Source organism: Lysinibacillus sp. FSL K6-0102, assembly GCF_038003545.1.
GTDB lineage: Bacteria > Bacillota > Bacilli > Bacillales_A > Planococcaceae > Lysinibacillus > Lysinibacillus capsici.
This window is the reverse complement of the sequence record NZ_JBBOPH010000001.1, coordinates 4553194-4565468: the sequence shown is the minus strand read 5'-3', so window position 1 is coordinate 4565468 and position 12275 is coordinate 4553194. Positions and strand designations below refer to the sequence as shown.

Genomic DNA, 12275 nt, shown 5'->3' with positions numbered 1-12275 from the left:
GGGATTTATTTCAAATTTAGGGGTGAATGATATGAAACAACAAGGTATTTTTGGAGACGGCAAAACGGTTGTAATTGTCATGCTATTTTTAGCGGGTGTCATTAACTATTTAGATCGTTCAGCACTATCAATTGCAGCACCATTTATTCAAGAAGATATTCATCTAACGTCAACCCAATTAGGGATTATCTTTAGTAGCTTCTCTGTTGGGTATGCCATTTTTAACTTCTTAGGTGGAATGGCTTCCGATAAATTTGGTGCCAAGTTAACGCTATTTGTAGCGATGATTGTATGGTCTTTATTTAGTGGAGCAATGGTTTTAGTCGTTGGGTTCGCATCGTTGATTATTGTTCGTATTGTATTTGGTATGGCGGAAGGGCCATTGTCATCAACCATAAATAAAATGGTGAATAACTGGTTTCCTGCGGATAAACGTGCCTCTGTAGTAGGGCTAGCCAATAGTGGTACGCCACTTGGTGGTGCAATCGCAGGTCCAATCGTTGGTTATATTGCATTAGCATATGGATGGAAATATTCATTTATTGCGATCATGATCCTTGGATTTATTTGGGCAATCGTATGGTTTAAAGTGGTGAAAGAAAAGCCAAACAAAGAAGACAGTGTAGAATCAATGGCAAACTTAGAGATTGCAGCAGAAGATATCAATCATAGTCGTGGTCTATCTTATTATTTAAAACAACCAACAGTATTATTTACTGCTTTTTCGTTCTTTGCCTATAACTATATCCTATTCTTTTTCTTAACTTGGTTCCCAAGCTATCTAGTAGAAGCTCGTGGAATGGCTGTAAAAGATATGAGTATTGTAACGGTTATTCCGTGGATTTTAGGATTCCTAGGTTTAGCATTGAGTGGAATTGTCTCAGATTTCATTTACAAACGCTTTATGCGTAAGGGAGTTTTATTCTCTCGTAAAGTCGTTCTAGTGACATGTTTATTCTTAGCAGCTGTATCGATTGGCTGTGCAGGTATTGTAACAACAACAGTTAGTGCTGTTGCGCTTGTAGCTACCTCTGTTTTCTTCTTATATTTAACAGGGGCTATTTACTGGGCAATCATTAATGATGTGGTGGAATCTAAGTATGTTGGATCTGTTGGCGGCTTTATGCACTTCCTTGCAAACACAGCTGGTATTATTGGGCCAACTTTAACAGGTTTCCTAGTAGACAGAACAGGAACATTCTCCGCAGCTTTCCTACTTGCAGGTGGCTTAGCGGTCATCGCTTCATTAGCAGTTATTAAATTTGTTACACCAATTGTTCATAAAGAATTAGCTTAAAAATAGAAAGGATGGATTCAAATGAACAATCAATCAGTTATTAAAATTCATCCGATGGACAATGTTGCCATAGCCTTGAGAGATCTTCCTCAAGGCTTTTTACTTCCATTGGATGGAAAGGAAATAACGTTACAGCAACAAGTACTACGTGGGCATAAGATCGCCATCAAGACTCTTTCTAAAGATGCACACATCACGAAATATGGTTTTTCAATTGGTCATGCTACAGAAGAAATCCTAGCAGGTGGCTGGGTTCACTCCCATAACATGAAAACCAATTTATCGGGTGAATTAAGCTATGAATTTAATCCGAAAACACATACCGTAGCCGAGTCTCGTCATGCACAGCGCACGTTCAAGGGGTATCGTAGAAAAGATGGTCAGGCTGGTGTACGAAATGAAATTTGGATTATTAATACGGTTGGATGTATTAACAAAGTAGCTGAAAACTTGGCGAAGTTAGGCAACCAATTATTGAAGGCTGACAATTTTGATGGTGTACAGCATTTCGCTCATCCATATGGTTGCTCACAACTTGGTGATGATTTAACGTATACACAAAAAATCTTAGCTAATTTAATTCATCACCCTAATGCAGGGGCAGTCATTGTATTAGGGCTAGGATGTGAGAACAATTATATTGAGCTCTTTAAGAAAACAATTGGTCATTATGATGAACAACGCGTTTCCTTTTTAAATGTTCAAGAATCAGCAGATGAAATGGAAGAGGGTCAACAACTGCTTGAAAAAGCCTTTGACTATGTGACGACATTTGACAGACAAACATTACCTATTTCAGAACTGAAAATTGGTTTGAAATGTGGTGGTAGTGATGGTTTCTCTGGCATTACCGCTAATCCGATGATTGGTGTATTTTCTGACCAGTTGATCTCAGCTGGAGGTGCAACGGTGTTAACGGAAGTTCCAGAGATGTTTGGTGCTGAACAAATTTTAATGGAACGTGCAAAAGATGCCTCTGTTTTTGAGGATATTGTGCATTTAGTAAATGACTTTAAACAGTATTTTATGAAATATAATCAACCTGTCTATGAAAATCCCTCTCCAGGAAATAAAGCGGGTGGAATAACAACATTGGAAGAAAAATCACTTGGCTGTATACAAAAAGGGGGCTTTCAAGAGGTAAAAGAAGTGCTTGATTATGGCGAACGTATGACAACAAAGGGGCTACATTTACTAAACGGTCCAGGAAATGATCTTGTCTCAACAACAGCACTGGCCTCAACGGGCTGCCAAATCGTCCTTTTCTCAACTGGTAGGGGAACACCCTTTGGAGGACCTACACCAACAGTCAAAATTTCAACAAACACACCACTTTATGAACGAAAAAAAAATTGGATTGACTTTAACGCAGGGCAGTTAGTGGATGGGAAGCCGATGGATATATTAGTCGATGAATTTATGGATTATATAGTAGCGCTAGCTTCAGGTGAAGTGCAAACGAATAATGAGAAATATGGATTCAAAGAAATCGCCATTTTTAAAGATGGCGTGACGATGTAGGAGATAAATGACATGAAACATCCTATTAAAATTATGCAAATAGGTGATGGGAATTTTATCAGAGGCTTTTTTGACCTAGCAGTTGAAAAACTACAAGTCCCTTGCAGTATTGTTTCTGTCGCAGCAACAGCAAGAGGAAAAACAGTTAAACTACTAGAAGAACAACAGCTGCAATTCACTGTGATGGAACGTGGGCTAAAAAACGGTGAGGTCGTAGAAGAAGAAACCACTGTTAAGATTATTCAAGATACTATTCTTCCATATGAGAACTGGCCTACATTTTTACAATACGCACAGTCTGAGACATTAGAAATGATTGTGTCTAATACAACAGAGGCAGGGATTTATTATGAAAATATTCCTTATCCTACGGCTTGTCCAACAAGCTATGCAGCAAAGTTAACCGTCTTTCTAGAACAATATTACAAACATTTTCAAGGTGAAAAACAAGTGGCAATTGTGCCTTTGGAATTAATAGAACAGAATGGCTCTACATTAAAAACAATTTGTCTACAGCATGCTAAAGACTGGAAGTTGCCTACAGCATTTAATGATTGGCTTGCTACGTTAACTTTTTGTAATACACTTGTAGACCGTATTGTAACAGGTTATCCACAGGATTATCAGGGGGAGGATGCCCTTTACACAGTTTGTGAACCGTATTTCTTATTTATAATTGACCAAAAAGAGCCATTTAAACATTGGCCAACAAGTCATGATTTCCCTTTTGTCTTTGATGATTTAGACATGTATCGAAAACGCAAAGTTGCCATTTTAAATGGTAGTCATATTTTGCTTTCAGCATTCGGCAAGATTTTTAACTATAAAACTGTAAGAGAGGCATTTTCACATGCAGGTGTTCGAGCCTTTATTGAAAAAGTAACAAACGATTTTACCCAACGCTTCCAAGTGGATGAGCACTATCAGCAAGATGTCTTTGAACGTTTTTTAAACCCATTTATTGAGCATCAGCTATATGATATTCAATTAAATGAGTTATCCAAGTGGCAAACACGTATTGCCCCTTACGCTGAAACAGAAATATACTATCAAGCTTTAGCAATAGGGATATATGCAATGAATCCAACACGCTTTTCCGTGCGTGAATCTGATCAAATTATTGAAAAACTGACTGAAATCCATAACTATTTTGAACAAGGTCAGTCAGAGCCAATGCAACAATTTATTGAACAATATTTCCAGTGTGATGCAGCAGAGGTTATTCAGCAATTATCTACAATTACTAGTTTATTGGAGGCAATAGCATGCGACAATTAATCATTAATGAACCGTTTCAAATGGTGGAACGTGAAGTAGACAAGCCTAGTATTGAAGGAAGTCATGATGTTTTATTAAAAATCACGCATATTGGTGTATGTGGAACAGACACACATGCTTTTGCAGGTGAACAACCATTCTTTAGTTATCCACGAGTGTTAGGCCACGAACTAGCTGCTATCGTGGAAGAAGTCGGTGAAGCAGTTAAGGACATCCAAGTAGGAGATCGTGCAACAGTTATTCCATACATCCATTGTGGAGAGTGTGTTGCATGTCGTCGAGGTCAAACAAACTGCTGTAAATTTTTGAAAGTATTAGGTGTACATATGGATGGTGGTATGGGCGAATATATCGTAGTTGATGACAGTATTGTAATTACTGATAATGCTGTGTCAGGTGACCAATTAGCCATTGTGGAACCATTAGCGATTGGTGCCCACGCAGTACGTCGTTCGGAACTAATAGAAAATGATACAGTACTTGTTATCGGTGCAGGGCCAATTGGATTAGGAGCAGCACGTTTTGCTAAGTTACGCGGTGCAAAAACAGTATTAATGGATTTGAACGAAGAACGTTTAAAAGAAGGACAGGCATGGTCGGAAGCGGATGGTGTGATTGTTGGTAGCCATGACATAATGGCGCAGCTACATGAAAAATTTAATGGTGAACTTCCTACAGTTGTCTTTGATGCAACAGGCAATCAACAATCAATGGAATCCTCATTTCAATACGTAGAAAATAGTGGCACATTAGTGTTTATTGGTTTAATGAAGAAAACCATTACATTTAATGATCCTGAATTTCATTCAAAGGAATTAACATTGAAGAGCAGCCGTAATGCTACGTTAGAAGATTTTGAGACGGTTATGAACTACATGCAGTCAGGAGCTATAAAGAAAGGCTATGTTACGAAGCATATTGCATTCGATGAAGCTATTTCTTACTTTGAGGCAAAACAATACAACACAAATAAAGCACAAATCTATTTTAAATAATGGGGAGGATTTTCAATGAATATTTCTGTACCAGCATTAAAAAAAATAGTAGTTCAAAAATTCACAACTGAAGGTGTTGAAGCTGAAACAGCAGCGCAAGTAGCAGATGTTTTGATTTATGCCGATTTACGTGGTGTCAGTTCTCACGGTGTTATGCGCGTGGAGCATTATATAACACGTTTACAGGCAGGTGGAATAACGAAAAACCCTCATTTTTCAGTAGAAAAAAGAGGCACAAATCACCTTCTTTTTAAGGGGGATAATGGCTTTGGGCATGTCATTTGTAAGGAAGCTATGGATGAAACCATTAAAGTGGCTAAGGAACATGGCTCATGTACAACGATTATTCAAGAGAGTAGCCATTGTGGGGCACTCGGCTATTTTCTTGAACAAGCCACGAGTGAAAATTTAATTGCTATTATGTGCTCTCAAACGGACTCCGCAGTTGTTCCTTTTGGCGGAAAAGAGCCTTACTTTGGTACGAATCCAATTGCTTACGGTTTTCCAACCAACGATAAACCGATTATTTTGGACATGGCAACAAGCAATGTAGCGCTAGGGAAAATTCTATATGCACGTGAAAAAGGGGAGACAATTCCAAATACATGGGGAGTTGATGCACAAGGAGCACCAACTACAGACCCACACCAAGTAAAATCTTTAACACCGTTTGCAGGGCCAAAAGGATATGGTATGGCACTTGTAGTAGATGTTCTTTCTGGAATTTTAGCAAGTGCAGCTTTTGGTCCTCACATTTCAAAAATGTATGGTGATTACGAACAGAAACGTAATCTAGGACAATATTTATATGTATTAGATCCAAATATTTTTGGAGATGTAGATCAATTCAAAGCAAATATCTCGAAAATGATAAATGAATTACATGATGCGCCAACAGCACCAAATTTTGATCAGGTACTAGTGCCTGGTGAAATTGAACAGATACGTAGTTTGGAAACAATGGATAAGGGCATTGACTTACCTGAACAAGTATATAACTATTTGACTAGTTAATTTAACCAGTAAAGTATGCTATGCTACATAATACCAAGGAGAGTTTTCATATTATAGGTAGGAGATTGATTTTAGTGAAAAAAACAACAATTGCCGATGTTGCACAATATGCAAATGTTTCGAATAGTACAGTATCGCAATATTTGAATAAGCGATATGAATATATGAGTACAGAGACTCGTAAGAAAATTGAAGAGGCTATTGAAGCATTGCAATATCGTCCAAATTTAATGGCTCGTAGCTTAAAACAGAAATCTACCTTTACAATTGGTATTATTGTGGCGAATATTATCCATGACTTTTCAACAAAAATAATAAATGCATTGGAAGCAGAGTTCGATAAAGAAGGCTTTCATATGATTGTGTGTAACTCAGCGGATAACCCTAAAAAAGAGAAAAAACATATCGAAACTTTACTAGAAAAACAGGTGGATGGCTTAATCGTTTTTCCAACAGGAGAAAACAAAAATCTCTACATAAGACTTCATCAACAAGCAATGCCAATCGTTTTTATTGACCGTTTTATTGAGGGAGTAGATATTCCTGCTGTATTGCTTGATAATTTTTCTGCCATGGATACGGCAGTGGAGACATTTCGAAAGCAACCAATAGCCATTATCACTACTTCTTTAGCCTTACCGATTACTCCTCGTGTCGAACGTTTAGAAGGATTTCGTCAAGCGCTCAGAAATAGGAATCTGTTGATCGATGAGCGCTATATAAAAAATGGTGAGCCAGCTCAGATGACAGAGGTTTTTAATCAATTATTTACATTGGAGCAACCACCAAGAGGAATCATTGCGGCAAATGATCGTATTTTCCAGGAATTAATGCTTTATATTAAAAAAAGAAACTTACATGTGCCTAATGATGTACAAGTAATTGCTGTGGATGATGTACCATATGCCAATTTTTTAACACCTTCCATTACAACATTGCAACAGCCCATTTTACCAATGGCACAGAAAGCGGCATCATTGCTCTTAGCAAAAATTAAAAAAGAACATCTAGCTGATGACCAAAAACTATATCGCTTCAAACCGATATTAATCGATCGAGATTCAACTAACTAAAAAGGCAACCCAAAGCTATGAACTTAGCTAAGGGTTGCTATTTTTAGTTGCACAGCTATTCATCGATAGATATGATTATCTAAAGGAATACTTTTATGTCAAAAAAGACCAATCATTCATTTTGGTGATAGAAAGGGGACTTATGAGCATTGCTAGGAAGTATTGGCTCATTCTATTTGGCTTTGGTTTCTCGTATTTAGGAAATTGGGTGAATCTAGTTGCGCTCAATTTATTAGTTTGGCATTTAACAGAATCGCCTACTGCTATGGCGAGTATATTTATTGTAGGACCGATTGCTCGAATTTTAACAAGCTTTTTTGCAGGCTCCATCATTGATCGATCGAATAAACAAAAATTAATGATCTATAGTGATATTATTCGTGGCATATTGATTTTATTGTTACCTTTTACGTCCTCTATTTGGCTCATCTATTGTGTTTTATTTTTATCTAATATAGCAAGTAGCTTTTTTGGGCCAAGTAGTACCTATTATATTTCGAAATATATACCAGATGAAGATAAACAATCCTTTAATGCAATATTAGGAATGTTTAGCTCAGGCTCATTTTTAATTGGGCCAGCATTGGCTGGGTTTATCATTGCCATTTCCAATATTTCTATAGCGTTTTGGTTTAATGCTTTGACGTTCTTTATCTGTGCACTCTCCATTTTTAAGCTTCCCGCAGTAGAAGATCATCAGGACATGCACCGAAAACCCATTACTTGGAGGATGCTAAAAGAGGATTATGGTATTGTCTACGCCTATATAAAAAAAGAGCAAGTCTTTGCCAAAGTATTTCTTTATTTTCAAGGTGCCTTGATGATTGCCTTTGCATTAGATTCACAGGAAGCTACATTTATTAAACAAAACCTTCAAGCTTCAGATAGTCTATATGGTGTCATCGTTAGTATCGCTGGAATTGGAGCTATTATTGGTGGAGCAATGGCTGCTCGCTATGCTAAAAGATTTTCAACAAGACAATATATTGTCTATGGTCTGCTTTTGACCACACTTTGCTATACATTGTTTTACTCTTCACCGAATGTGGCAATGGCGATTATTAGCTTTATAGCATTAGGAGTATGTATGTCATTTTGTAATGCGGGCTACAGCACCTTTTATCAAATAAGTGTACCGACATCAATTATGGGCCGTTTTGGTAGTGTTTCAACGATGGTCATTAATGTGCTACAGATTGTCTTTACGTTAGCCTTAGGGTTGCTATCGGAATGGCTCTCCCTACAAATGGTCTGCATTGTCTTTGGAATTGTAGCTATTTTCCTCTCCATAGTTTTATATGTATTTATGCATTCAAAATCTGCCTATGAAGGTTTGAAGGAAGAGATTGTCTAAAAATCCTGTCAGGTGGAAACTTAATTGCTTTTAATGAAGGTAGAATTATTGGATAGATAGCGTTTAAAGGATGTTATTTTAGTAAAAGTTAGCACTCATATAATGATAAAATCATTCCAAAATAACCTTATGTCATAATTTGAGGAGGTTAACATGGCTAATTCAAGACATCGAAAACCAGATGATCGCTCCAATAATGTTGAACGCATTCGTGATATTGTTAAAAATACTGAGGAGAAAGTGCAGGAAGCAGAAATTAGTATGGAATTTGCAGATCCTCTAGAAAGTAACAGGCTAAAGGAAAAAAATAAGCGACGTAAACAGTCAATTGAAGCTTTAAAAGATGAAATGAAAGATGAAATGACAGCACGAAAAAAAGGTGAAGTTTAAAATTAGTTTCTAGAAGAATCAAATGTGATTCATGATATTGCCTTCGCTCACCATTTCCCAATAGCCAAAAACAGATGGATTAGATGTTCCATAACGGACCTCTATTGCCATCTGTTTTTTTTTGCACATTAACTGGATCTTTTTACATAAACACTAAATTAAAAAAGTACGTATATGAATTTCTTAAAAAAATGAACCTTTTCTAGTAGTCATTTGTTTATAACGTAGAACCATCAGAAAGGAGTGCCTTGGATTGACAGAACGTGAATTATTCGATTCATACAACAAAGATGTTTACCGTACCTGTTATTACATGCTACGGAATGCCCAAGATGCGGAAGATCTCTGCCATGATGTATTTGTCACCGTCTTTCGTCAGGATTGGAGAAGTGTAGAGCATACACGTGCTTGGATTTTACGGATTGCGATGAATCAATGTTTAAATTTGCTTAAAAGAAAGCAGGCTCAGTTAAAAAAAGTGAGTCAGGTACAGTTGCTACAGGAGCAAACTACGGCATCAGTTAAATCTGTAGACACCATTGTACTGGAGAAGGCAGCTGAGGAGGAGTGGGAGGCACTACTCAGACAGCTACCAGAAAAGTTAATGGCTGTTGTCACCCTCCGCTACATTGGTGAGCTATCATTAGTGGAAATTGCGGAAACGCTAAAGATTCCAGTGGGAACAGTGAAATCGAGACTCCATAAGGCATTGAAAATCATGCGCAAAAAACTAGAACAAAATCAAAATTTATGGTTGAAGGGAGAGAATCAATTTGGAACGCATTGAAAAGAAATTGAAAAAAGAGATGAACGCAGACCATAACATGAAGTATCCTGACTTTGAACAAATGTGGAATGGTATCCAGCAGGATGAACTAAAAATGGTAAATGAACCGATCGAACTTCTACCTCGAAAAAGGAAGAGATTTGTTTTGGTCGCAGGATTAGCTGTTGCTCTAATGGCTACACCTGTCTATGCAGCACTGAACTATGATTGGTCAACTATTCTATCTTATAGAGCTGGTATTCAGTCGGCATTAGACCAGGGCTTAGGGCAGACGATTGAGAAATCCGTTACGAAGGATGGGTTTACGTTGACCGTACATACGGCGTTTATCGATAATAACAGAACCTTTCTTTTGTATAGTTTGAAACCTGATGCCTCTTGGGATGGAGAGGATATAGGTTTTGAACATACCGGGCTTAAAGATTCAAAGGGTAACTTTATTGAAGGGAATTATACACATTCTTGGAATGAGGAGCTTGGTACCTTTCAGGGTTATTTTGAAACGGATTGGGTTGCTGAAGGACAGATGACAGATGTGGAGCTTATGATGGAGAATATTCAATTCATCAGCGATAAAAAATATTCTATCGACTATAATCCAAATGACTTAACTACGCAAGTGTTCCCTATTCAAAAGGACGGAGTTGACACAGTGTCTATTCAATCTTTTGCACAAGATGAGGGTAAAATATTGCTTAAAACGGCAGTTACACTTACAGATTTAAAAGTCCGAAATACAGGGATATTCATTGAGGCGATTAATAATACGAATCATTCAATTGAAACAGGGAAAAAATCTTTCATGGGAAGACAGGGAGCAAAAGGAGAATATTTTAGTCAGCAACTATTCGAGTCTGAAGCTTTACAAGAAGAGGGAACTAAATTCCAAATTTCTTATAACCGTATACTAGAAACAAAAGAAAGTACTTGGAATATGCAACTAAATCTCTCTAAAACACAACTGGAAAATACGTCATTTAAGCAAGTATTAGATATTCCAATTGATAATGTGCCTGGTGGCACTAAAATTCATGAAATGACGGTTACACCGACCCAAGTTCGATTAGTTCTTACTCAAGAAAAATACGAAACTTTCCCTTATATGGATTATCAACTGGATGTAGGTGGAACCTTATTGACTGGATATATTTCGGGTAAAGTTGGAAATCCTAATAAAACAGAGCTGCGCTTTGAAATAGCTGGACTAAATGCAGCTTCTTTGGAAAATCAACCTTTAACTTTCGTTGCTAAGAACCGTGTTGAAGGTTTATACGGAGACGATAATTCAATCCAATTAACGAACATATCAGCAAAGCCTCAAAGTGTAACATCTAATATAGCAGGGTACCCAATTTCATGGACGTATTATATGAAGGACAATAACCTTTATGTGGAATCATTAAGCCCTGATCCAGGGTTTGCTGGAGTCAATCAAACCTATTATTTAGAGGATAAAGAAAAAATCTATGGGACGCCTGAATTTATGGGCATTCTTGAAAATAATAAAAGAATGGATGTTTATGAGAATTTTGACAAGGAGGAGCTAGAAATTCTCATTTATAAATATTTAACTAACAAGCCAAATGATGAGCTACGTATACCCCTTACATTTGGAAAATAACTAAATTAGTAACCCCATCTATTTGACTCTCACTATTCAAATAGATGGGGATTTTTGTTCTAAAGATTAAAAAGCTTTACATAAAAAGAAATGTATCATATAGTTTAGTTAACTTAAATAAATTAATTATTGTACAGGAGAAGATACATGACCTCTAACGAAAAAACACAAAAATCTTTTGCTTATAAGCTTGGACTAGGCATTATTATCTTTTCACTTTCTTTATGGTTAATCCCAATTATTACACCTTTCACACCGATACCTACAAAAGTAAAGGCAGGGATTATACCAGGAAGTATTATTATGGCTGAAATCTTATTTTGGCTTGGTGCTTTACTTGTTGGAAAAGAAGTAGCCAACAAATTTAAAAGCTATCTAAATCCTAAAAAATGGCGAGAAAAAGGTGACACTCAAAAAAATGAAGAATAACCAGGTAGCAGAGCAAATAAATCAAACCATTGAAGATATTTGGATCATGCTTGAGAAAATGGAAAGGGCTTATACTAATTTCTCCTTAAATAATCAGCAATATGTTCTTTTAACATTAGTGATGCGTCATCCATCCTGCTCGCCTTCAGAACTAGCAGATAAAATGGCTATTACAAAAAGTGCAGTGAGTCAGCAATTAACCAAGCTTGAACAGGATGGCTATATAATGAAAAGGCAGCATGAGGAGGATAAGCGTGCCTTTTCTGTCGAATTAGGCGAGAAGGGTCTATTATATAAACAGGAAGTCGAAGCCTTTAATCAACAGATTACAGAAAAGTACCATGCTCACTTAACAACTGAAGAGTTAGCTGAAATGTTAGCTACTCTAGAAAAAATGAAAAAAATACTGTGTGAATTTTAGAAAAAATTTGACATTCTATTGGGTGTGTCTTATAGTAACCCTTAATATAAAAGGGGGAATAAACATGGTCATTACTCTTGTCCAATCATTCACAA

The 12275-nt window shown here is 36.9% G+C and carries 12 protein-coding genes; all 12 read left to right on the top strand.

The window, feature by feature from the left end:
* Positions 1-31: 31 nt before the first annotated feature.
* The 12 genes from NYE73_RS23210 (at position 32) to NYE73_RS23155 (ending at position 12180) form a co-directional block, all read left to right on the top strand.
* Positions 32-1297: an MFS transporter gene (locus NYE73_RS23210; RefSeq protein ID WP_048393958.1), complete on the top strand. Its 1266-nt coding sequence runs from the start codon at positions 32-34 to the stop codon at positions 1295-1297.
* A 21-nt stretch (positions 1298-1318) separates the two neighbouring features.
* Positions 1319-2818 carry a UxaA family hydrolase gene (locus NYE73_RS23205; protein ID WP_259950462.1) on the top strand — a complete coding sequence of 500 codons (1500 nt, stop codon included), beginning with the start codon at positions 1319-1321 and terminating at the stop codon, positions 2816-2818.
* 12 nt (positions 2819-2830) lie between these two features.
* A complete protein-coding gene (locus tag NYE73_RS23200; protein WP_259950464.1) occupies positions 2831-4096 on the top strand; it encodes a hypothetical protein in 1266 nt (421 codons plus the stop codon).
* Entirely contained in the window at positions 4084-5091 is a 1008-nt protein-coding gene (locus NYE73_RS23195; RefSeq protein ID WP_259950466.1) for a zinc-binding alcohol dehydrogenase family protein, read from the top strand. The genes NYE73_RS23200 and NYE73_RS23195 overlap by 13 nt, the downstream gene beginning before the upstream one ends.
* Positions 5092-5106: 15 nt before the next feature.
* Positions 5107-6105, top strand: a complete 999-nt coding sequence (gene allD / locus NYE73_RS23190; RefSeq protein ID WP_259950468.1) for an ureidoglycolate dehydrogenase — start codon at positions 5107-5109, stop codon at positions 6103-6105.
* Positions 6106-6179: 74 nt separating this feature from the next.
* Entirely contained in the window at positions 6180-7178 is a 999-nt protein-coding gene (locus NYE73_RS23185) for a LacI family DNA-binding transcriptional regulator (RefSeq protein ID WP_259950470.1), read from the top strand.
* Positions 7179-7320: 142 nt separating this feature from the next.
* Positions 7321-8532: an MFS transporter gene (locus NYE73_RS23180; RefSeq protein ID WP_259950472.1), complete on the top strand. Its 1212-nt coding sequence runs from the start codon at positions 7321-7323 to the stop codon at positions 8530-8532.
* Positions 8533-8685: 153 nt separating this feature from the next.
* A complete protein-coding gene (locus tag NYE73_RS23175) occupies positions 8686-8922 on the top strand; it encodes a small acid-soluble spore protein Tlp (protein ID WP_066037929.1) in 237 nt (78 codons plus the stop codon).
* Positions 8923-9175: 253 nt separating this feature from the next.
* The gene (locus NYE73_RS23170) at positions 9176-9709 is read left to right on the top strand and encodes an RNA polymerase sigma factor (protein ID WP_004225288.1); all 534 of its coding nucleotides are present in this window, start codon (positions 9176-9178) and stop codon (positions 9707-9709) included.
* Entirely contained in the window at positions 9696-11330 is a 1635-nt protein-coding gene (locus tag NYE73_RS23165) for a DUF4179 domain-containing protein (protein ID WP_259950474.1), read from the top strand. Before NYE73_RS23170 ends, NYE73_RS23165 begins: the two co-directional genes overlap by 14 nt.
* 147 nt (positions 11331-11477) lie before the next feature.
* On the top strand, positions 11478-11759 hold the full coding sequence (locus NYE73_RS23160; protein WP_048393970.1) for a transporter suffix domain-containing protein: 282 nt from the start codon (positions 11478-11480) through the stop codon (positions 11757-11759).
* Positions 11749-12180, top strand: a complete 432-nt coding sequence (locus tag NYE73_RS23155; RefSeq protein ID WP_048393972.1) for a MarR family winged helix-turn-helix transcriptional regulator — start codon at positions 11749-11751, stop codon at positions 12178-12180. The genes NYE73_RS23160 and NYE73_RS23155 overlap by 11 nt, the downstream gene beginning before the upstream one ends.
* The last annotated feature ends 95 nt before the right edge of the window (positions 12181-12275 follow it).

Coding starts and splice junctions, on each gene's coding strand:
- NYE73_RS23180 (WP_259950472.1), top strand. CDS start 7,321: ATGAGCATTGCTAGGAAGTATTGGCTCATTCTATTTGGCTTTGGTTTC.
- NYE73_RS23155 (WP_048393972.1), top strand. CDS start 11,749: ATGAAGAATAACCAGGTAGCAGAGCAAATAAATCAAACCATTGAAGAT.
- NYE73_RS23175 (WP_066037929.1), top strand. CDS start 8,686: ATGGCTAATTCAAGACATCGAAAACCAGATGATCGCTCCAATAATGTT.
- NYE73_RS23195 (WP_259950466.1), top strand. CDS start 4,084: ATGCGACAATTAATCATTAATGAACCGTTTCAAATGGTGGAACGTGAA.
- allD (WP_259950468.1), top strand. CDS start 5,107: ATGAATATTTCTGTACCAGCATTAAAAAAAATAGTAGTTCAAAAATTC.
- NYE73_RS23210 (WP_048393958.1), top strand. CDS start 32: ATGAAACAACAAGGTATTTTTGGAGACGGCAAAACGGTTGTAATTGTC.
- NYE73_RS23160 (WP_048393970.1), top strand. CDS start 11,478: ATGACCTCTAACGAAAAAACACAAAAATCTTTTGCTTATAAGCTTGGA.
- NYE73_RS23200 (WP_259950464.1), top strand. CDS start 2,831: ATGAAACATCCTATTAAAATTATGCAAATAGGTGATGGGAATTTTATC.
- NYE73_RS23205 (WP_259950462.1), top strand. CDS start 1,319: ATGAACAATCAATCAGTTATTAAAATTCATCCGATGGACAATGTTGCC.